The sequence below is a fragment of the Oribacterium asaccharolyticum ACB7 genome (assembly GCF_000238075.1).
GTDB lineage: Bacteria > Bacillota > Clostridia > Lachnospirales > Lachnospiraceae > Oribacterium > Oribacterium asaccharolyticum.
In genome coordinates this window covers 92918-114556 of record NZ_JH414504.1, presented here as the reverse complement: position 1 = coordinate 114556, position 21639 = coordinate 92918, and the positions used below count along the sequence as shown (strand labels likewise).

15 protein-coding genes are annotated in these 21639 nt (G+C 43.9%); 1 reads left to right on the top strand and 14 read right to left on the bottom strand.

What is annotated here, in order from left to right:
- Window positions 1-219: 219 nt before the first annotated feature.
- On the top strand, window positions 220-2343 hold the full coding sequence (locus HMPREF9624_RS00425) for a methyl-accepting chemotaxis protein (RefSeq protein WP_009536028.1): 2124 nt from the start codon (window positions 220-222) through the stop codon (window positions 2341-2343).
- A gap of 129 nt (window positions 2344-2472) precedes the next feature.
- On the opposite strand, the gene tpiA is transcribed toward HMPREF9624_RS00425, so the two are convergent.
- The 14 genes from tpiA to fba form a co-directional block, all read right to left on the bottom strand.
- A complete protein-coding gene (gene tpiA, locus HMPREF9624_RS00420) occupies window positions 2473-3222 on the bottom strand; it encodes a triose-phosphate isomerase (RefSeq protein ID WP_009536027.1) in 750 nt (249 codons plus the stop codon).
- Window positions 3223-3310: 88 nt separating this feature from the next.
- A complete protein-coding gene (locus tag HMPREF9624_RS00415) occupies window positions 3311-4528 on the bottom strand; it encodes a phosphoglycerate kinase (protein ID WP_009536026.1) in 1218 nt (405 codons plus the stop codon).
- A 135-nt stretch (window positions 4529-4663) separates the two neighbouring features.
- Window positions 4664-5689, bottom strand: a complete 1026-nt coding sequence (gene gap, locus HMPREF9624_RS00410; protein ID WP_009536025.1) for a type I glyceraldehyde-3-phosphate dehydrogenase — start codon at window positions 5687-5689, stop codon at window positions 4664-4666.
- A gap of 247 nt (window positions 5690-5936) precedes the next feature.
- Window positions 5937-7622 carry a Na/Pi cotransporter family protein gene (locus tag HMPREF9624_RS00405; RefSeq protein WP_009536024.1) on the bottom strand — a complete coding sequence of 562 codons (1686 nt, stop codon included), beginning with the start codon at window positions 7620-7622 and terminating at the stop codon, window positions 5937-5939.
- A 512-nt stretch (window positions 7623-8134) separates the two neighbouring features.
- Complete coding sequence (locus HMPREF9624_RS00400) at window positions 8135-8953, bottom strand: N-acetylmuramoyl-L-alanine amidase (protein WP_009536023.1); 819 nt, start codon at window positions 8951-8953, stop codon at window positions 8135-8137.
- A 108-nt stretch (window positions 8954-9061) separates the two neighbouring features.
- Window positions 9062-9904, bottom strand: a complete 843-nt coding sequence (locus HMPREF9624_RS00395) for an undecaprenyl-diphosphate phosphatase (RefSeq protein ID WP_009536022.1) — start codon at window positions 9902-9904, stop codon at window positions 9062-9064.
- A gap of 89 nt (window positions 9905-9993) precedes the next feature.
- Window positions 9994-10662 carry a uracil-DNA glycosylase gene (locus HMPREF9624_RS00390; protein WP_009536021.1) on the bottom strand — a complete coding sequence of 223 codons (669 nt, stop codon included), beginning with the start codon at window positions 10660-10662 and terminating at the stop codon, window positions 9994-9996.
- Window positions 10663-10670: 8 nt separating this feature from the next.
- A complete protein-coding gene (locus tag HMPREF9624_RS00385; RefSeq protein ID WP_009536020.1) occupies window positions 10671-11345 on the bottom strand; it encodes a metallophosphoesterase family protein in 675 nt (224 codons plus the stop codon).
- Window positions 11342-13258 (bottom strand): BMP family ABC transporter substrate-binding protein, encoded by a 1917-nt coding sequence (locus HMPREF9624_RS00380; protein ID WP_009536019.1) that lies wholly within the window; start codon window positions 13256-13258, stop codon window positions 11342-11344. The genes HMPREF9624_RS00385 and HMPREF9624_RS00380 overlap by 4 nt, the downstream gene beginning before the upstream one ends.
- A gap of 95 nt (window positions 13259-13353) precedes the next feature.
- Window positions 13354-14460, bottom strand: a complete 1107-nt coding sequence (locus tag HMPREF9624_RS00375; protein WP_009536018.1) for a cell wall-binding protein — start codon at window positions 14458-14460, stop codon at window positions 13354-13356.
- Window positions 14461-14777: 317 nt separating this feature from the next.
- Window positions 14778-16136 carry a H2O-forming NADH oxidase gene (gene nox, locus HMPREF9624_RS00370; RefSeq protein ID WP_009536017.1) on the bottom strand — a complete coding sequence of 453 codons (1359 nt, stop codon included), beginning with the start codon at window positions 16134-16136 and terminating at the stop codon, window positions 14778-14780.
- 227 nt (window positions 16137-16363) lie between these two features.
- Window positions 16364-18280, bottom strand: a complete 1917-nt coding sequence (locus HMPREF9624_RS00365) for a sugar phosphate nucleotidyltransferase (protein ID WP_009536016.1) — start codon at window positions 18278-18280, stop codon at window positions 16364-16366.
- Window positions 18281-18475: 195 nt separating this feature from the next.
- Window positions 18476-20578, bottom strand: coding sequence for a glutamine synthetase III family protein (locus HMPREF9624_RS00360; protein ID WP_009536015.1), 2103 nt, complete (start codon window positions 20576-20578; stop codon window positions 18476-18478).
- A 159-nt stretch (window positions 20579-20737) separates the two neighbouring features.
- The gene (gene fba / locus HMPREF9624_RS00355; RefSeq protein WP_009429654.1) at window positions 20738-21604 is read right to left on the bottom strand and encodes a class II fructose-1,6-bisphosphate aldolase; all 867 of its coding nucleotides are present in this window, start codon (window positions 21602-21604) and stop codon (window positions 20738-20740) included.
- Window positions 21605-21639: the final 35 nt, after the last annotated feature.

The window sequence follows — 21639 nt, the reverse complement described above, 5'->3', positions numbered from 1 at the left end:
CTCGAATAAATATAATTTTGAAGGCAAATTTTGTCACGGAGGATTTTCCGATGCAGGAGAAAAACACCCAACGCCCTTTTCTCCACTCTCTTCAAAAAGCAAGAAAAAAACTGCAAAATAGATAAATCTATTAAATTATTGGACCATCTTTTTTTGCCGATATAAATAAATCAAAATGGTAAGAAAAATGGAATTTTCTACAGAAGAGGTGAAGGAACAATGAAAAAACACGATGCACAAACAACAGGGCTTAGACAAGAAAAGAGAAAGAAACGAAGTCATTCCTTAAGCGGAAGAATCTCTTTAAGCTTAGGTATTATCATGCTTTTCTTATTTGCGATGATGACCGCTTTTATTTTGTCGGTAGCCAGTGCAGCATTTAATAAGAAGAATGAGCAAAATATGAATGCTCTTTCTAACCTGAATGCCGGCAGAGTAAATAAAATCACGGTAAACACCAGTACCACCATGCAATCTTTGGCGGACAGCTTTGTCAACTTTCAAAAAGAAGATAGCGGAGATTCATCCCTTAGCGGAAAAAGTGCAGTGGACGGAGTCAGTGCCCCTCTCACGATTCCCGAAGCGGAGGAAGAGTATTATTTAATGAATACCATGCGGTGGTTCTCGAAAAATAACCTGGGAATTGTCAGTCAGGCTTTACTGTTGGAGCCGGGAGCATTTTCCAAGGAAAATGTTAATTACTCTCTTCGCTATGATACGGATGGAGATAAATTCTCTATGGTTCCCTATGAGGTCTACGGTACACAAGATTTTTATAAGGAGACACAGAATAGCAAAGCGGCTTCCGCAACGCTTCCCATTGAAAATCCGGATACCGGAAAAAGCAGCTTCTATATGACTGTTCCAATTCTGGACGGAGATCGATTCTTAGGAATCGTAACCACGGAAATTTCCACTGAAGTTTTTAACGAGTTGGATATGAGTACTCTTGGCTATGAAAATGTGTTCTTTGATGTTTTAGACAATCACAACAACTTTGTCTACAGCAATAACCCGGATGCCAAGGGAAAGAACTTAGGAAACCTTATTGGTCAGAAATATAGTGATATGTTGGTGGAGAAGATGCAAAGTAAAGAAGCATTTTTCCAAAGAGACAGCCAGGTTCGCTACTATGTGCCGTTGGAAATTGAAGGGGTTAATTGGTGGGTGCAGACCGCTATGACTATCCCCCATTTTGACCAGGAGAAAAATCAACTATTATTCGCACTGATTTTATCGGAAGTCATAATTTTTATGCTGGTTCAGATTATCAATTTTGTCCGGATTTCCAAAGCCTTAAAGCCATTGCGAAAGATCAGTGACGCGGGGAAAGAAGTGGCTAACGGAAATTTTGATGTGGAAATTCATTATCCTAATCAGGATGAAATCGGAGAACTTTCTTACAGCATTTCTGAGGTTATCGGAAGAAGCAAAAAGATTGTATTTGATCTGAGAGACCGCTTAGAAGCCATGGCAGGCGGAAACTTTACCGAAAATCTGGAAAGCGAAGACTATATCGGAGATTATGCACCGCTCTTGGAAAGTTTGAAAAATATCCAAAGCGATATGAATAAAACCTTGCAGGAAGTACATTCCTCTTCCGTGCAGGTATTAAGAAGTGCGGAGCAGGTAAACACCGGAGCGCAAAGCTTATCACAAGGCGCAACGGAACAGGCTTCTTCTATCGAAGAGTTATCCGCCAATATGCAGGATATTTCTCACTCTATTCAAGCCTCTACAAAAACCGCAGGAGAGGCATTTAAATTGCAGGGAGAAGCCGGTACGGCTGTACTGCAGTCCAATGAGAAGATGGAAGAAATGCGGAAGGCCATGAATGATATTACCGCAAAGTCCAATGAAATCAGTAAAATCATCAAGACCATCGATGATATTGCCTTCCAAACGAATATCCTTTCCTTGAATGCCGCTATTGAGGCGGCAAGAGCAGGCGCTGCCGGAAAGGGCTTTGCCGTAGTTGCGGATGAGGTAGGAAATCTTGCTCAGAAATCCGCAAAAGCTGCTCAAAATACAGGCTTGCTGATTGAAGAAACCATTGAAGCAGTGGAAAAGGGAGCAAGAATTACCGAAGAAACAGCGGAATCCTTACATTCCGTTTCGAAGAGTACGGAAGAGGTCAATACCTTAATTGAACAGATTTCTTCCGCTTCCGATAAAGATTTGAAAGGAATTACTTCTTTGAATCAAGGCTTACAGCAGATTTCTTCCGTGGTACAGGCAAATTCCGCCACAGCGGAGCAGAGTGCAGCAGCCTCTGAAGAACTGACCGGTCAGGCCAATAAGATGAATGTGTTGGTAGAACGTTTCCGGCTGAAAGAAGAATAAAAGGAAAAAATTATTTTAAATATCGCTGTTTCAAAACTCATGAGAGAAAGGAAAAGGGACTGTGGAATGCCACAGTCCCTTTTCCTTTCTTCTTTTCGAACGTATATTGCTTACTATGCGTTGTGCTTCCTACGCGTTATAATGCACAATCTTCGCAAACTCTTCCTTTAGGGAAGCGCCGCCGATCAAACCGCCGTCTATATTCGGCTTGGAAAGAAGTTCTTTGCAGTTTCCACTGTTCATGGATCCGCCGTACTGAATTCGAATCTTCTCTGCAGTTTCTTTGTTGTAAACCTCTTCTATTACCTTACGGATATAACCGCAAACCTCTTCCGCCTGCTCTGCCGTTGCCGTCTTGCCTGTTCCGATAGCCCAAATCGGCTCGTAAGCAATCACACACTTAGCCGCATCCGCTGCGGAAATCCCCTGGAATGCCGCCTTAATCTGCATTGCAATCCACTCGAAATAGATTCCCATTTCTCTCTGCTCAAGACTCTCTCCGCAACAAATAATCGGAGTAAGTCCTTTTTCCAGAGCTTTCTTCGCCTTCTTATTGATATCGGCATCGGTCTCATGGAAATAGCCTCTTCTCTCGGAATGTCCCATGATAACATATTTCACTCCGGCATCCACCAGCATATCAGCGGAGATTTCTCCGGTATAGGCTCCCTTATCCTCAAAGTAGAGGTTCTCCGCTCCAACAGAGATATCTGTGCCCTTTACCTTCTCCACTACAGTAGAAATGTCAATGGACGGAACGCAGAAGACCACGTCCACCTCATCCGTATTGGAAATCGGAATCAAGGTATCACAGAGAGCTTTCGCCTCCGTAATTGTCATATTCATCTTCCAGTTTCCGGCAATAATTTTTTTTCTCATTTTTTTCTCCAAACTATACTTAAATTACTTGGACTCCGTTTTCAAACTGCTCACGATAATTTATACGCTGTCTCTTATCAGCTAAGACCTACTTATTGTTTGCAGCTGCTACCCCCGGAAGCTCCTTACCTTCCAAGAATTCCAGAGAAGCACCGCCGCCCGTGGAAATGTGTGTCATCTTGTCTCCGAATCCCAAAGTATTCACTGCCGCAGCACTGTCTCCACCACCAATAATAGTTGTTGCATCCGTCTCAGCAAGGGCCTTTGCAACCGCGATGGTTCCCTGTGCAAGAATCGGGTTCTCAAATACACCCATAGGTCCGTTCCAAACCACAGTCTTTGCAGTCTTTACAGCATTCGCAAAAAGCTCCTGTGTCTTCGGTCCGATATCGAGTCCCAACATATCTGCAGGAATGGCATTGATATCCACGGTCTTAACCGGAAGATTCTTGTCATCAATCGGATCCGGGAATGCGGAAGCGCAAACCGCGTCTACAGGAAGTAAAATCTCGCAGCCCTTTTCCTTTGCCTTTGCAAGCATATCCTTACAGTACTGAAGCTTCTCGTCGTCCACTAAAGACTTTCCGATTTCATAGCCCTGTGCCTTTACAAAAGTGAATGCCATACCGCCGCCAATAATCAAAGTATCGCACTTCTCTAAGAGATTGTCGATTACCGCAAGCTTATCGGAAACCTTTGCACCGCCGAGGATAGCCACGAAGGGACGAACCGGGTTCTCTACCGCCTGACCGAGGAAACGAATCTCCTTCTCCATCAGGTAGCCAACCACAGCGGGTCCGTCAATAAACTCGGTTACACCCACATTGGAGCAGTGTGCTCTATGCGCGGTACCGAAAGCATCATTTACGAAAACATCTGCAAGAGAAGCCAGTTCTTTGGAGAATGCTTCCCCATTCTTGGTCTCCTCCGCTCTGTAACGGGTATTCTCTAAAAGAATAACGTCTCCATCCTTCATTTCGGAAACAGCCTTCTTCGCATTCTCTCCTACTACATTGTCGTCCTTTGCAAAAAGAACGGGCTGTCCCAAAAGCTCGGAAAGACGCTTTGCTACGGGAGCCAGAGATAATTCCGGCTTCGGCTCACCCTTCGGCTTTCCTAAGTGAGAACAAAGAATGACCTTGCCACCATCGGAAATAAGCTTCTTAATTGTGGGAAGCGCTGCTACAAGTCTATTTTCATCGGTAATCTTCCCATCCTTTAAAGGAACATTGAAGTCACAACGACAAAGCACTCTTTTTCCTTTTACAGAAATATCATCTACCGACTTTTTGTTTAATTCTGCCATATCATTCCCCTTTCCTATTGGCGGGAGCCTGTAACCTCTCGTATAGCCCCCGTAATAAAGGGAAAACCGCCGGAGCACACACTCCGGCGGCTTCCCCGCATAGCTTTACAATATAATTTTTAATTTATAACTCAATTACTTTACAAACTTCTCGAAGTACTTAATGGTGCGAACCATCTGAGAAGTATAGGAATTCTCATTGTCATACCATGAAACTACCTGAACCTCATAGAGATCGTCTCCAACCTTGGAAACCATGGTCTGGGTCGCATCAAAGAGAGAACCGTAGGTCATTCCAACGATATCGCTGGAAACAACTTCATCCTCTGTGTATCCGTAGGTCTCAGGATCGGAAGCAGCCTTCATAGCAGCGTTGATGCTCTCCTTCGTTACTTCCTTGGAGGACTTTACCACTGCAAAAAGCATAGTCGTGGAACCTGTCGGAACCGGAACTCTCTGTGCGGATCCGATCAGCTTTCCGTTTAACTCCGGAATAACAAGGCCGATAGCCTTAGCTGCACCGGTAGAGTTCGGAACGATATTTACAGCGCCGGCTCTTGCTCTTCTTAAATCACCCTTTCTGTGCGGGCCGTCAAGAAGCATCTGGTCACCTGTATAAGCATGAATGGTTGCCATGATTCCAGACTGAATCGGAGCAAAATCATTTAAAGCCTTAGCCATAGGAGCTAAGCAGTTGGTTGTGCAGGATGCAGCAGAGATGATGTTGTCCTCTGCCTTTAAGATTTCATGGTTAACATTGTAAACGATAGTCGGGAGATCATTTCCTGCCGGAGCGGAAATAACAACCTTCTTAGCACCTGCCTTAATGTGTGCCTCGGACTTCTCTTTGGAAGTATAGAAACCGGTACACTCTAAAACTACGTCTACGGAAAGCTGTCCCCAAGGTAACTTGGAAGCATCAGCCTCCTTGTAAATCTTAATTTTCTTTCCCTTAACCTCGATGTAGTCCTCGCCGGCCACAACACTATCGCAATACTTATATCTTCCCTGAGAAGAATCATATTTCAAAAGGTGAGCAAGCATCTTAGGATCGGTTAAATCATTGATAGCAACAATCTCTGTCCCCTCATGATCAAACATCTGACGGAATGCCAAACGTCCAATACGACCAAATCCATTAATCGCTACTTTAACTGCCATATTCCTTTTCCTCCTAATTATTTGTGAATTTTCCTCTTATAATGAGAAAATCCGTTCTTCGAATCCTCTCTCACATAACAGCGTCTATTCTATTGCACGAAGCTTATTTTTTCAAGGGAAATTATTGCATTTGTTAAAAATTTCACCCTTTTTTCATAAAAAGAAATGCAGAATCTCCTATAGAAAGATTCTGCACATAAAAATACTTACTTTTTAAAAATATTTAATCACAAAAGCGGGAAACACTTTAAATCATCGCCTTTACATAGCCGGCGATATTGTCCGCATGGTCGGAGATGCGTTCCAAATCGGAGATGACATCCAAGAACACCACTCCTGCCTGTGGGGCGCAGGCTCCAGAATTCAGACGCTCGATATGCGTTTCCCTCATATCCTCTTCCATCTCGTCCACCTGATCTTCCAAGTGTGCTGTCTTCACAACCATATCCAAATCATTTTTCTCAAAGGCCTCTATACTGGCATGGAAAGATTCTACAACCGTCTTCGAAATCTTACGAATATCGTCCTGTCCGATTTCCGAGAAGGAAATGGCATGCTCCTCCGCGAACTTTGCCTGCTCCGCAATATTTTCAGCATGGTCTCCCGCACGTTCTATATCCGTAATGGTATTGAACATATTGTTCACTTCCAATTTCTGCATTTCATTTAAGGATAAATTTCCGATATGAATCAAGTACTCGGTCAGGAGCTTTTGCATATTGTCAATTACCTTTTCCTGTTTAAAAATCTCCGGGATTTCTTCTGTTTTCTCTTCTAAAAGAATATCTGTGGCATGATGAATATTTTCTTCCGTAATCCGTGCCATATTGACAACTTCCGACTTTGCGGCCGCAATGGCAATTGCCGGAGATTCCAAAATACGTAGGTCAAGATGCTGAATAAGGCTTTTCTCCACTTCCGTATAATGATTCGGATTTTCAGCCTCTTCCTTATCCTTCTTTGTCTCCAAAACAAGCTTGCCGGAAAGAGCCACCAAAAGATCGGCAAAAGGATAGAGCACGATTGTGCAGCTGATATTAAAAATGGTGTGAAACATGGAAATCTCGACCGGACTTAAGCGTCCCTGAAAAAAGCTTGCAAAAGGCAAACTCATTAAAAAGATGAGGATTCCAAAGAGTACTGCACCGGTCACGTTGAAAAGTAAGTGAATCATAGCCGCCCTCTTCGCGGTCCTGGAGGCTCCGGCAGAGGAAATCATTGCGGTAACACAGGTACCGATATTCTGTCCCAGAGTAATGTAAAAGCCTGCCACTCTCGGTACCGCCCCGGAAAGAGCCAAGGTCTGTAAAATGGATACGGAAGCCGCGGAGGACTGAATCAGCCCGGTGACAACCGCTCCGGTAAGAATACCCAGAATCGGATTTCCTCCCATAATCTGAAATGCCCTGGAAAAAACGGGGGAATTGGCATAAGGCGATACGGCGGAACTCATAAATTCAAGTCCAATAAAAATAAGCCCCACACCGACGCAGAAGTCCGCAAGAAGATCATCGTTTCCTTTTTTTCCGAAAAGCAGGCGAAAAGAGCCGAACCCCACGAGTAGCGGAGCAAAAAACTCCGGCTTGAAAATACTCAAGGCGGAACCGGACACCTGTGTCAAAGATACCATCCATGCAGTAATGGTCGTTCCGATATTGGCGCCCATAATAATACCAACGGATTGAGAAAGATTGAGAATACCGGCATTAACAAAGCCGACCACCATAACGGTAGTTGCAGAAGAAGACTGCACCAGGGCTGTAATGCCAGCTCCCAAAATAACCGCCATAACGCGATTTTCCGTTACAATATTTAAGAATTTGGACATTTTGGAACTGGCCGCCTTCTGCATACCGTCGCTCATCACGGTCATGCCGTACAAAAACATACCCAAGCCCCCAAAGAGGCTGAATAAACTAGAAAGATAACTCATAAACCTTCCTCACCCTTCTCCACAGGATAGACTCTTTTCTCCCAAAAAAATAAGCCCTGCTGTCTAATGACACCTTGGCTTAGTATACAAACGCTTTTTTGAAAATACAAGAACTAGTTCCGAAAAAGAAAAAAGCGAATTCTCTAAAAGAAAAAAAGCTGCCCTTTATGGCATAGAGCATACTATTCCTATAGCACTACCCTATATCCATCCTTGGATAATGGTCCCTTCATGGTCCCTCCACAAAAGCCAGCTTTTTACAATAGAAGGAGAAATATCACTTTGAGCGCGGCTTTCCATCCTTTCGAAATACCGAAGCGTCTTGCTATCCTCCTTTTAGAAAGAATAAATGAAAGCAAAATCTTACAAGATTTTGGGACGATCTTCTCTAAACAAAAATCGATTAGCTTTTTCCGTTCTTTTGTCTTTCGACACAGTTCTGAAAAAATATAAGAAAAAGAGCCTCAAAGAAGTTTTCTTCAAGGCTCTTAAGAATTTCCTTTTCAAAAAGCTTAAGATGTAAAGCCGTAATACTTATTGACTCCGTCCACCAAAGCATCTCCAAGAAGATTCAGCTGCTTTTCGCTGTGATCCGAAATCTTATCTCCAAGTTCAATGTCAACGGAAGGAACCGTCGAATAGGAGGTCTGTGTTAAATCCATATCCATACTGCCGCTTGAGAAAATCTTTACCCCTTTTCCCTTTAAGCCGGCAATTAAACTTTCTCCCAGCTTTTCATGACTTTCCCAGTGAGAAGCAACCGGCTCCATCTTCTTTAAGGAGTCGGGAACGGACATAAAAAATGCGCCTTTATCTTTTTCCGTGGAATCCCAGTGTAAGGCAATGTGTGCATCCGCCTTATTGTTAGCTAAAACGGTTCTGGCAACATTATCCAGCTGTACATCATCACCGTCACGAATGAGTAAAACATCATATCCGGCATCCAAGAGTTTTTTCGCAAAAATATGCCCCATCTGGCCGGTAACCGTAGCTTCTTTGGTGCCGTCCTTAAAGGTCATCCCGGAAGATACCGCCAAAGCCGTCGTAGAGCCTGCAGCATTGGTTCCGCCCGTAACCTTCCTTGTTCCATCCGGGTGGCAAAGGGTTCTGACCTTCTCTCCTCCCTTTGTTCCGTGTCCGGCATTTACGGCAATCGTAATCTTCTTCGGATTCTTACTGTCCGATGTATAAAGAATTGCCTTTCCTGTATTGATTTTCGCATTCTTTGCATATTTCCAATTTAAATTCAAGCCTATCTCCGTCGCTGCAAAACTTTGTATTGAAAGCACTGCAGAAAGCATAAGACCGACTACTATCGCTCTTCCCTTCATTTTATCCCTCTTTCCTATGGTTATGTTTTCCTTATTCTTCTTTATAAAGATACCGATTCCCCAAAAGAGATACAAGCCCCTTTCCATTACAGTGCTATTACGGTTTTCTTACAGGAGAAAACGGGAAACCAAAAACCACATCAGCATAATGCCGCCAAAGATAATCCGATAGTAGCCGAAAATTTTAAAGTCATGACTTCGAATATAACGAAGCAGGAATCGAATGCAGTACAAGCTGACAAGATATGCCAAAACCATGGAAAGCAGAAGTGTAAACCACTCCATTCCCGAAAAATGACCGCCGTGCTTTATGAGTTTCAAGAGGCTTGCTCCTGCCATAACGGGAACACTTAAGAAAAAGGAAAACTCCGTTGCCGCAACTCTCCCTACCGATAACAGCATGGCTCCGATAATGGTTGCCCCTGAACGGGAAGTACCGGGAATTAGGGCCAGACACTGAAAAAGACCGATTTCGAGACAAAGTGTCCAGGGTAAATCTTCAACCCTGTTGAACGCAAATTTGCGGCTTGCATTTCTCTGCTCCAAAACAATAAAAAATACGCCGTAGAGAATCAGCATCAGAGATACGACAAAACCGTTGTAGAGATATTGATCCAGAAAATCATCCAAGAGTAGACCGAAAACAGCCGCCGGAAGGCAAGCCAAAAGAACTTTTCCAATCAGAATCACCTTTTCTTCCTTCAGGTAGATTCCTCCACTCTTCTTTCTCTTTCCGAAGGGCCAGAGACGGAAGAAGAATTCCTGTACAACAGCCATAACAGCGCCTAGCTGTATTAAAACTTCAAAGGTGGAAAAAAACTCCTTTGTCCCTGCCAGAGGAATGATATTCTGTAAAAGAATCAAGTGCCCCGTAGAAGAAATCGGAAGCCACTCGGTAAAGCCCTCTACCAAGGAAAATACAATAACTTTTAAAAATTCAACAATATTCATAAAACTCCTTAAAACAAAATCTTCCGTATCAAACCGTAAAACACGGACTACCGTATAATCCTGCAAAATTGAAAATGCTTCCCTCGGCACTACTCATCCGATAAACGCCAATCTATCGGACTAAGCCCCTCCTGTTCCAGATAGGCATTGCATTTTGAAAAAGGCCTGGAGCCGAAAAATCCGCGATATGCACTCAATGGGCTGGGATGCGGCGCTGTTAAAATCAGCCTTTTCTTCTGGTGAATCATAGCTCTCTTCTTTTGCGCGGGGCTTCCCCAAAGAATATAGACCACCGGCTCTTCCTTTTCCTCTATTGCTCTTATCGTGGCATCGGTAAACTCCTCCCAGCCTATTCCTCTATGAGAAAAAGCCTGATGGGCACGTACCGTGAGGACGGTATTTAACAGCAGAACGCCCTGCTCAGCCCAGTGACTCAAGTCTCCGCTCTTTGGAATCGGATAAGAAAGGTCATCCTGCAGCTCTTTGAAAATATTTTGTAAGGAAGGGGGAAGAGCAATCCCTTTCTGTACGGAAAAGGACAATCCCTGCGCCTGTCCTACATTGTGATAAGGATCCTGCCCAAGAATAACAACCTTCAGCTTGTGAAAGGGGCAAAGATCATAGGCTTTGAAAATATCTCCGCTTTTCGGAAAAACCTGTTGTTCCTTATATTCCCTTACGACCGTATTGTATAGCTTTCGGTAATAAGGCTTTTTGTACTCTCCCTGCAGCTTTTCCGCCCAATCATTTTCAATCATAGCTTACTTTACTCCTTCTTTCCCTTCATTTGCTTGTATAAATCATAGAGAAGGGAACCTGTCTTTCCCTCCCTCGGATACTCGTGCTCTTCGATATCCAATACAAACTTATCATAAGCATTGATGATCCTCGTCCCGCTACTGTGCTGAAGCTCCCGCTTAAAAGCACTGCCGTAATTCCCGTGAACATGCCCGTGAATCATATATTTGGGTTTGTACTTCTGCAATAATTCTTCAAAAGCACAAAAACCCCTATGAGCAGGATCTTCCATATCTCCGTAACCTCGTACCGGCGAATGGGTAAGCAGAATATCAAAGCCGTTTTTTAACAAAATGTCCTTTTTCACTTTGTTAATCCGCCTTTTCATCTCATCTTCCGAATACATAAAGCTTCCCGGTTTATACCATGGAGCACCTCCCAGCCCCAAAATGCGCAAACCTTTAAAATCATATACTCGGTCCTCTACCGACTCGCAACCCAGGGGAGGCTTAAACGAATAGGACTCATCATGATTTCCATGTACATAGAGAAGCGGGGCTCGCCCCATGGTAACCAAAAACTGCAGATAGTCCGAACTCAAATCTCCTGCAGAGAGAATCAGGTCAATTCCCTCCAGTTTTTCTTTCTGAAAATGGTCCCAAAGGCCTCTGTTCTCTTCATCCGCTATGCAAAGAATTTTCATAATAGGAATCCTCCTGAAAGTATAGCTTCCTGTGATTCCTTCGTAAAAGATTCCAAAGGAGGAATTTCTCCCAAAACATTGTCATTTAACCAACGCATATCCACAATTTCTTCCATTTCCAGACTCTCTGTCCCCTCGCTATGGATTTTTTCCCGCTGACTGTGAATTTCTCCGGAAAATGGCAAGAGGCTTCCTTCCTTAATTTCTTTTTCCAAGATAGACACCAGTTTCTTCGAAGAGTAGCTCAGGTTTCGAGAAAGAATCACATCGATTACCCCCTCTTTTAAACCGTAATAATAGTTTAGCGCACTATAACTTTTTGCCAGATTGTTACTATGGTAGGAGCCTTCCAAGAAGGAATGTAAAATCAATTCATAATACCTTCCCCAGTTGTAGATAGAAACCGCAATATTGGATTGTACTTCCCCGTCTAAATTTAAATACAAGCCGAACTCTCTACTACGCTCGGAAGGCTTTGCGAACTCCGGCCCCGAAATCACGTGAATGCCCTTAGACTGAAAGACAGCCTTCCAATCCGCATTCTGTAAACCGCTCCAGGACAGGTGAACTCTGCTCCAGGGATTAATAAATTGCGCTCCGATGGCAAAGGCGTTGACATTCGCCAGTGTACCGTAAAGAGGGAACTGTTCCACATAGCCTAAATCATTTCCATCCGAAACGGAGGCGGCAAGCGCCCCCATAAGGAACTTGGCCTCATACATTCTGCCATAATAGGTCCTGATAGAATTATAAGAAGTATTAACCGAACAATTTAAGATAGAAACATCCGGATACTTAAGTGCCATTTTAATACTCTCCTGCGCCATAAAAGGAGCGGTCGTAAAAATGAGTCTGGCTCCCCAAGTGACAGCCTCTTCAATTGCCGCACGGACCTCTTCATCCGTACTGCAGTTTTCCATGGCTCTACTCTCTACCTGTTCTTTAAATCGATCCTGGATATAGTTTCTTCCGAGTTCATGTGCATAAGCCCAGGTAGAGCTTGCTACACTTCTTTCGTATAAAAAGGCTATTTTTAACTCTTTTTTCGCACCGGATAAACTTCCTCCCGAAAAAACGGTGAAGAAATTGCTTTCCTTCTTCATTTCCTCCGGATTTTGTATCAAAACCACTTCTCCGGCCGATTTCTTAAATTCGTTCCAGATCTTTTCCAGATTTTCTCGAATTTTATCCGTAGCATTTTCCAAAATGGAATGAATTCCATATACCGAAATATAAAGAAAAAAGGCATCCCCCACCGTGTTTTCCAGCCTTCTTCCCCCCATCGCAAAGTATAAATCCGAAAAACGGGAGAATGCCGCACGCACATCCTTGCAGAGTTCGGAAGACCAAATTTCTCCATTTTTCATTCCCAAAAACTGAGAAAAACGCTCATAAGCTCCCGGCTCCGAAAAGTAAATGCCGTAGAGTCCGGAAGATTTATAAAAATCCACAAACTCATAATACAGCTTATTCTCCTTCTCTTCCGTTCGCTTCGGCAAGATTCGAATAACCTTTGCCGGAATGGAAACCGCCTTATTGTACCGGCTTACGGAAACACGCTTATTTCCTTCCTGTACATAAAACCGATACATATACTCATAGACCAGAATAGGTTCCCGAACCCCTTCCTCCGTAATGGAATCGAAAAGATTGGCCCACTTCGAAGCAAATTCCGTTTTAGGACTGAGTATCGGCATAAAATTTCTGGCAAAGGATTGCTGTCTGGCCTTGGTTTTCGTGCCGGCTATATCTTGCAAGGGAATTTCCAACAGCCCCAAGACATTTTCGCCCTGTATATCCTCTTTTCCCAGTTTCTCGTCCAAGGCCTCCAGATACGGCGCCTGTCCGAAAAGAAGAGCATTTCTGTAAGCTCGATCTCCCAATTTTTTTGCTTCCATATAATCGTCCAGCATATGCAGTTCCTCCCAGCTTCTCTGTACCCTTTATGTGAAGAAATTTTATTACATAGAAAAAAAGAGGGCAAGCCTCTTTTTTCTCTAAAGCATATTTATTGCGGTCCGGTAGTACTTCCCGGCTGTATTGTTCCGCCGGAAGAAGCGTTGGGACTCGTTCCGGACGGTCCCTGCGCACTCGGTCCATCAGAACTGCTCTGGTTTGCGCTTGGGTTCGGACTCGTATTTGATTCGGTACTGCTGTTTCCTCCGGGACCGGTCACGCCGGGTCCTGCCGCTCCTGGCCCCTGACTGTTGTTGCTATTGCTGTTGTTATTGTTGTTATTCTGGGTATTTGCCTCTGTAAAGTTCAGATTGGAAGTATCCGAAGTACATACACCGTATTCATTAAAGCTGAAACTGCGTCCGTCCAAGGTTACCGTGGTGTTTGCCAGCATCTTGCCGTCTTCCAGATAGTAATAATGACCCTTCTCTTTCAGCCAACCTTTTACCATCTTTCCGTTATTTAAGAAATAATACCAAGCATTCTCTATCTGCTTCCAGCCGGTAGACATCTTTCCGTTTCCTAAATCCATGTAGTACTTGTTTCCGTCGGTATCGGTCTTCCAACCGGTTTCCATATTGCCATTCGCCGAGGAAAGATAGTAGTACTCTCCATTCAGATTCAACCAACCGCTCTGCATTGCACCGTCAGAACCGAAGTAATACCACTTATCGGAAATCTTAAGCCATTTCTGCATCACTAAAGAACCGTCTTCCGGATTAAAGTAATACCATTTGTCGGAAATCTTTCTCCAGCCCGTTGCCATCGCTCCGGAAGCCTTCAGATAATACCAGACATCCTTCCCGTCCTTCTGTAATTTTAACCAACCGGTCTGCATGGTTCCATCGGACTTCAGATAATACCACAGCTTGTCCACCTCTCTCCAGCCGGTCACCATCAGTCCCGACGGGCGAAAATAATGCCAAGAATTATTGATCTTCTTCCAGCCGGTCACCATATAGGTATCTGCACCGATATAATAGTACCCGGAGGAAGTGTGGATCCACTTTCCGCTAACCTTTTCATTATTCTTCGGATCAATGAAATAATATTTTCCTTTTTCCTGTCCCCAACCTGCGGCTAAAGCCGTCATCGAAAGACTGGCGATGCAAAGTCCTAACGCCAATGCTTTCAAACCGAATCTTTTTCCTAAATTCATATTTTCCTCCCTTTAAAGCGGATTCATTACAAGGCTATGAAAAAAGCAGCTCTCTTTTTCCTTAGAAAACTGCCCATTTTCGTCTTTTCTAAACTATAGCATAGCTTGCTTTCAAATTTCTATACTAAGCTCTTACTTTTCCTTAACAATTATACGAATTTTTTCTCCTTTTAATGCTTTTTTCTATTTTCAAGTTCTTTCCTTCCAAAAATGTTTCAAGAAAAAATGCTCAGACGTAAAGAGTCTGAGCATTTTTAGGTATAGTATATTTATAAAAAATACCGCGAATTATTTTTTCTTTCAGCACAATGGGAATCTTAGCCCTTTAAGCCCAACTCTTTATTAAGCCACTGCAAGCCTGCCATGGTTACATAGTTATACGGCTGATTAAAGTGCGGCATAAAGAACAGATCCACCAAGGGAAGCTCCGGCATGGTCAATCCCTTCTGAATAGCCAGAGAGAAGAAATGAATAATGGCAGTTGCATCGTAGCTGGATCCTAACTGGCAGCCCACAATCTTCTTATCATCCTTCTTGTAGACGATTCGAATCTTGACCTTCGGATTCTCCACTTCCATGAAGGCAGGGAACTGCGTGTCCTCATAATCCTCATAGGATACAGACATGCCTTCTCTCTCCGCCGCCGCTAAGGAAAGTCCGGTGCAGGAGAGCTTATAGCCGTAGATTCCCAAAGCACTGGAGCCCTGAACACCTAAGCTTTCTACAGGTGTTCCGCAAATGTTATGTCCTGCCACAACGCCGGAACGTACAGCATTGGTCGCCAAGGCTATATAGTTTTCTCTGCCTCTTGCATTGTCATAAAGGCTTGCACAGTCTCCGATGGCATAAACGGAAGGATCGCTGGTCTGCTGCTTTCTGTTTACCAGATAAGCGCCGTTTGCATACAGCTTTAAGTGGTCCGCTCCTAAGCTTGCATTCGGTCTGAAGCCCACAGCACAGATTACCATATCCGCATCATATACGCCCTTATCGGTCTTAACGCCGGATACCTTACCTTCTCCTAAGAACTCTTCTACCTTCTCACCCAAAGCAAGCTTAATGCCGTGCTCTTCCATTCTGTTCTTTAACTCATCGGAGAAGGGAGCATCAAAATAGCCTGCAAGAATACGATCCACCATATCGATTAAGGTTACTTCCAAGCCAAGACGCTGGAAGGCTTCTGCAAGCTCCACACCGATATAGCCTCCTCCCAGGACACATACCTTCTTGAACTCGCCCTTGTTCTTCAGTTTTTCAATGACTTCCTCGGCATTTTGATAAAGCTTTACCATCTGCACATTCTCCAAGTCAAAGCCCTTTACCGGGATTCTGTTGGGGATAGATCCTGTAGCAAAAACCAAATTGTCGTAGTGATCTTCAATCACCTGTCCGTCTTTAAGCTGTACCTTCACAGTCTTCTTGTCGTAATCCACGGAAAGGACCTGTGATTCCATGTTTACCTTTGCTCCCTTTGCCAGGAAATTCTCGGGCTTTGCATAAAACAAACCGTCTCCCGAATGAATCTGCTCTCCAATCCAGAGTGCCATTCCACATCCCAAAAAGGAAATGTTGCTGTTTTGGTCATAAATGGTAAGCTCCTGATTGGGATAAGACAGAATGGTGTTGGCGCAGGCCGTTCCTGCGTGATTTGCTCCTACTAAAATTGTTTTTGCCATGGGAATCCTCCTTGAATTTTAATCGCTCTTAAGCATTTCTGCTCTTATAATCTATTTTACTTCTTTTCCAAAGAAAAACAAGATAAATAATTGTTCTTAATTTTGCTTTTAGTAAATAGAATTCTCTTTTTCATCGACCTTTTTCAGCCTTACTATAAGCTTCTAAAGTTTGCAAAACGAGATATCGTGCGCCTATACACGATATCCCGTTTTACATAAAAAATCTTTTACAGTCCCAAAGTTTTCTTTGCCTCCTTAAAGTAACGAAGCATTTTCAAGCTGTATTCTCCGAATTCCTGCCCCTTTCGCATCTTATAGGCGCACCACAGGCTCCAAAGGAGACCGGAAAGCCCCATGTAAGCAACGAGAAGTTTTTCCAGTTGTTCTTTCGTTCTGCCGTGAAGAAGCAGAGGTTCTGCCACTTTCGCCTCTTCTGCCGCTAAGAGATAGTCCTCCAGCAAGCTCTTCGCTTCTTGAAAGTCCATATAGGAATAAATTGCTCCCATCGCAATATCCAGTAAAGGATCCGCCATACCTGCATATTCCCAGTCAATCATTTTCACGCCCTCTTTTGTGAAAATGAAGTTGTCCTGTACCGCGTCAATATGACAAAGACAAAGAGGCGGATTGGATTTCTCCGTAAACGAAAGCATTTTTTCTCTATCCGGCTTTATTTTTTCGTAATCCTGATAGGGAATTTCTCCCCCTCCTTCCAAACAAATCGCTTCATAATACGCTAATCTTTCCCTTAAAGAGAAGGGATGACCCACTGTTTTCTTTCCCTCATGAAGTTTCAGTAACTGCTTCATGCAGGCTCTTCTCTCTTCCTGCTTTGAAAAGTCCGCATTTCTTGCCTCTTCATAGTAGCGAGAAATTTTATAACCGTTTTCCGGATTAAAGTAGAGGAGCTCCTCGGTAATATGCAAATCCTTCACAATGCGGTAAATTTCTTCCTCTTCTTTTCGATTAATGAGCTTCCCCGTTCCCACTCCCGGGATGCGGCAGATAAAGTCCTTTCCGGCATAGTCCTTATTCCTACTCTCTTTATGGATCCGAAAAAGGAAGGATTGATTGGTCATACCGGCCTTCAGACAGCGAAGCTTCACAATTTCGCACTCAGGAATATGGAAAACGGCAGATATCAGTTCCATGGCTTCCGAACCGGAACTGTGATTGTATTTCTCATCGAAGGCACGTAACTCTTCCAGATTTTCAAATTCGTAAATCTGTCCATCCTTCTGCTCATTCCGATAAATCGGAGGTAAATGTTTTAAGGCCAGGCGAAGGACATCTTCCCAGTAAAAGTCTTCCGTTCCCGGTTTATGGTAGTATTCCTCCAGGTAAGGCAGGAAGGCGGAAAAGAATTCTTTCTTCAGAAATACCGGGCCGTACATACAATAGGCATTTTCTCCTCCAACCTCTACACTTTTAATTTGTCCGTCCTTCGCGCAATGTAAAACCCACTCCTTGGTCTCTCCCTCCATAAAGCTCGCCGCATACCAGGAAAGGGGTTCCACGCTATGGTACATATTTTCCCGCATCCAGTTATCGGAAGAAAGGATATAAAAGTTCTTCCCCTCCATGGCTTTTCTCGCATGATAAAGTGTCCCGAGCGTATTCTTCACAGAATACTCCGGATTATACAAAAGCTTTACTCCGTAGGCATCAATTAAGTAGTCGAATTTTTCCTTCAGATAGCCAACAACAATGGTAATGTCGTAAATTCCTACCTCATGAAGCTGCTTAATCTGCCGCTCTACCATTCTTTCGCCGAAGACCTCCAGGAGTCCCTTCGGGCATTCATAAGTTAAGGGCACAAAGCGGGAACCGAAGCCTGCCGCCAGGATAAGAGCCGCATCTACCTTATTCGCCTCTAAAAAAGCCTTTCCTTTTTCCGTAAGCATTCGTGACTGCCCCTTTTTAATTCGGTTTTCTGCATGGCTCTGTTTTTCGGTGGCATTTTGCTTTACGGAACGGCCTTCTACTTTGGATTCATTTGCTTTTTTTAAATAGCCTTGTTCTTCCCAATCTTTCAGACAACGATTCACTTTCCCGAGCGACATTCCTGTTCTCTCTGCCAACTGTCTTTGGCTAAAATCAGGATTTTCCATAATATTTCGCAATAAAATAGCACAGGAATTCATCTCTTCTCCTTTTCTATGTCCTAAACCATTCTGTTCATTTTCAAACAACAATAATATTTCATGAACAATATGATAACAAAAAAGAAGGCTTTTGTCCTGTACTACTTTCATTTTCTGCGTTTACGCATAGCAAAACAGCATGCTAAAACACAAGATAGCTCATTTTTTCAAAATCCCGTTTTCAGGTTATGGCTTCTAAATTTCAGACACCTCATACAAGAGGTCTCCATAACTCGGGAAGGGCCAAAGGCTCTTATCCATAATGGTTTCCAGAATATCACAAGGCTTTCTGAGTGCCTGCATAGCCGGAACAATCGTCTCATAGGCATAAAAAGCCTTTTCTTTCTCTGAAACACCTTCTCCGGAGTTTTCCAATTTGCTTAAAAGTTCTTCCCGCCGTCTATCTATCTCCTCCAAAAGAGAGGAAGTCTCATTCAACAATCGCTCTTCCGCATAAGTCGATGCAGTCTTCGAAACCTCTCGCACAAGCTTAAGGGCGGAGGCCAACTTCTCCACATATTGAACCGCTGCAGGAATAATCTGTTTCCCGCTGATGTTCACCATGGCTCTCGCCTCAATATGAATCACCTTCGTATAATGTTCATACTCAACCCGCTCTCTACTCAGAAGTTCAGACTCGGTATAAATGGAAAACTTGGAAAAAAGCGCAATAGCCTCTTTCTTACTGAGAGCGGAAAAAGCCTGTACCGTCGAGGAAAGGTTCGGAAGGCCTCTTCTTTCGGCCTCTTCTATCCACTCCTTCGCATAGCCGTTTCCATTGAAAATAATTCTTTCATGCTTGGTGAGAAGCTCCTTAATATAATCATGCACCGCAAGCTGGAAATTTTCCTGCTTCTCCAGAAAGTCTGCAGCCTTTTGGAACTGCTCTGCCGTAATCGTGTTTAAGATAATATTGGCACTTGCAATGGAATCGGAGGAGCCCAGCATACGGAATTCAAACTTGTTTCCGGTAAAAGCAAAGGGAGAGGTTCTGTTTCGGTCCGTATCATCAGCGAGAACATTCGGAAGCGCCCGCACTCCCATCGTTAAACTTCTCCCCTTTTGAGACGCCGTCGCATAACCTGTTCCAATGAGTTGCTCCACCACACCCTGCAACTGGCTTCCGATAAAGCAGGAAATAATCGCGGGCGGTGCTTCATCAGCTCCCAGACGATGATCGTTTCCGACATTGGCAGCAGACATACGAAGAAGCTCACTGTGTGTATCCACTGCAGCAAGTACACAAGCGAGTACCAGAAGGAACTGTATATTTTCGTGGGGACTTTCCCCCGGATTCATCAGATTGATGCCGTCATCCGTGGTAAGGGACCAATTGTTATGTTTTCCGGATCCATTCACACCGGAAAACGGTTTTTCGTGCAGAAGACACTCCAGACCATGTCGGGAAGCTACCTTTTTCAGGCTTTCCATAACCAGTTGATTGTGATCGAGAGAAATATTGGCCTCTTCATAAACCACAGCCAGCTCATGCTGGGAAGGTGCAACCTCATTATGTTCCGTCTTTACCGGTACTCCGAGGCTCCAAAGTTCCTCATCCAAGTCCCGCATAAATTCAGCTACTCTCTTTCGGATAATGCCGTAGTAATGATCATCGAGCTCCTGGCCCTTTGCCGGCATACTGCCGAAAAGTGTTCTTCCGGTATAAACCAGATCCTTCCTTTTCAAGTATTTTTCCCGATCTATGAGAAAATACTCCTGTTCCGCCCCTACAGAGGGCTTTACATAGCGACTTCCGGTATTGCCGAACAGGCGTAAAATACGTAGTGCCTCCCGATTAATCGCTTCCATAGAGCGAAGTAAAGGCGTTTTTTTATCCAATGCTTCTCCGGTATAAGAGCAGAAAGCAGTGGGAATACAAAGTGTAACCGTCTCTCCCTCTCTTCTTAAAAAGGCCGGACTCGTACAATCCCAAACCGTATAGCCTCTTGCTTCAAAAGTGGCCCGAAGACCTCCTGATGGAAAAGAGGAGGCATCGGCTTCCGAACGAACCAGCTCCTTACCGGAAAATTCAAGCATCACCTTTCCTTCCCCCACAGGGCTTAAGAAGGCTTCATGTTTTTCCGCCGTAATACCCGTCAAAGGCTGAAACCAATGCGTATAATGCGTAGCTCCCTGCTCAATTGCCCACTCCTTCATACCCTGTGCTACGGCGTCCGCAAGCTCAAGACTTAAGGAATTTCCCTCTTGAATAGCCTTTTTCAATTTCACATAGACATTTTTCGGAAGTCTCTCCCGCATCATTCCGTCATGAAAAACATTTTTTGAAAAATTATCCATGCCTTTTCCTTCCTTTTCCTGTCAGTATCTTTATAAAGGAGATGCCGTACGCTTCGCGCACGGCATGCAATAAGAATGAATATTTTGCAATATGAAAACAGATTTTTTCAACACCGCAAAAAATCAAAGATAAAATCATGATTTCGTATAAAATAACGCTTACGCCTTATTTGCACATCCGAAAAGGGCAATCTTCGCCTTACACTCTTCGATAATTGCATCAAAACCGGGCTTTAAAAGCTTTCTGGGATCGTATCCCTTACCCTTCTTGTCGGAACCTGCTTCAATATATTCTCTTGTTGCCTTGGCAAAGACAAGCTGCAACTCTGTATTGACATTGATTTTTGACACACCTAAAGAAATGGCTTTCTTAATCTGGTCATCCGGAATGCCGGAACCGCCATGCAGAACCAAGGGTAAGTTCTCTCCGATAGCCGCCTTAATGGCTGCCAAAGTTTCGAAGGAAAGCCCCTGCCAGTTCTCCGGATAAATCCCGTGAATATTTCCGATTCCTGCAGCCAGGAAGTCTACGCCCAAATCTGCAATCTTCTTACATTCCTGCGGATCGGCACATTCTCCCATGCCGACAACGCCGTCTTCCTCTCCGCCGATAGCACCGACCTCAGCCTCAATGGACATTCCCGCCTTATGCGCCGTAGCAACCAGTTCCTTTGTCTTTTCAACATTCTCTTCGATTCCGAAATGAGATCCGTCAAACATGATGGAAGTAAATCCTGCCTTAATACAAGCCAAACATCCGTCATAGCTACCGTGATCCAAATGCAAAGCTACAGGAACGGTAATTCCCAAACTCTTATCCATTGCCTTTACCATGGCGGTAACGGTTTCAAAGCCGCACATATACTTTCCGGCACCTTCCGACACACCGAGAATAACGGGAGACTTCACCTCTTCACAAGCCAGAAGAACAGCCTTGGTCCACTCCAAGTTATTGATATTGAAATGAGGTACTGCATAATGTCCCTCTAACGCCTTATCCAACATCTCTTTTGCATTTACCAGCATTTTTTCCCTCCTTAAACGGAAAACTAATCCGCTCT

What these genes read in the sequence shown, in the direction of transcription:
- HMPREF9624_RS00395 (WP_009536022.1), bottom strand. Translation starts at nt 9,904, where the DNA reads ATGAATATTGTTGAATTTTTAAAAGTTATTGTATTTTCCTTGGTAGAG.
- HMPREF9624_RS00385 (WP_009536020.1), bottom strand. Translation starts at nt 11,345, where the DNA reads ATGAAAATTCTTTGCATAGCGGATGAAGAGAACAGAGGCCTTTGGGAC.
- HMPREF9624_RS00405 (WP_009536024.1), bottom strand. Translation starts at nt 7,622, where the DNA reads ATGAGTTATCTTTCTAGTTTATTCAGCCTCTTTGGGGGCTTGGGTATG.
- HMPREF9624_RS00390 (WP_009536021.1), bottom strand. Translation starts at nt 10,662, where the DNA reads ATGATTGAAAATGATTGGGCGGAAAAGCTGCAGGGAGAGTACAAAAAG.
- HMPREF9624_RS00415 (WP_009536026.1), bottom strand. Translation starts at nt 4,528, where the DNA reads ATGGCAGAATTAAACAAAAAGTCGGTAGATGATATTTCTGTAAAAGGA.
- HMPREF9624_RS00380 (WP_009536019.1), bottom strand. Translation starts at nt 13,258, where the DNA reads ATGCTGGACGATTATATGGAAGCAAAAAAATTGGGAGATCGAGCTTAC.
- HMPREF9624_RS00375 (WP_009536018.1), bottom strand. Translation starts at nt 14,460, where the DNA reads ATGAATTTAGGAAAAAGATTCGGTTTGAAAGCATTGGCGTTAGGACTT.
- nox (WP_009536017.1), bottom strand. Translation starts at nt 16,136, where the DNA reads ATGGCAAAAACAATTTTAGTAGGAGCAAATCACGCAGGAACGGCCTGC.
- tpiA (WP_009536027.1), bottom strand. Translation starts at nt 3,222, where the DNA reads ATGAGAAAAAAAATTATTGCCGGAAACTGGAAGATGAATATGACAATT.
- HMPREF9624_RS00425 (WP_009536028.1), top strand. Translation starts at nt 220, where the DNA reads ATGAAAAAACACGATGCACAAACAACAGGGCTTAGACAAGAAAAGAGA.
- HMPREF9624_RS00360 (WP_009536015.1), bottom strand. Translation starts at nt 20,578, where the DNA reads ATGGATAATTTTTCAAAAAATGTTTTTCATGACGGAATGATGCGGGAG.
- fba (WP_009429654.1), bottom strand. Translation starts at nt 21,604, where the DNA reads ATGCTGGTAAATGCAAAAGAGATGTTGGATAAGGCGTTAGAGGGACAT.
- gap (WP_009536025.1), bottom strand. Translation starts at nt 5,689, where the DNA reads ATGGCAGTTAAAGTAGCGATTAATGGATTTGGTCGTATTGGACGTTTG.
- HMPREF9624_RS00400 (WP_009536023.1), bottom strand. Translation starts at nt 8,953, where the DNA reads ATGAAGGGAAGAGCGATAGTAGTCGGTCTTATGCTTTCTGCAGTGCTT.
- HMPREF9624_RS00365 (WP_009536016.1), bottom strand. Translation starts at nt 18,280, where the DNA reads ATGAATTCCTGTGCTATTTTATTGCGAAATATTATGGAAAATCCTGAT.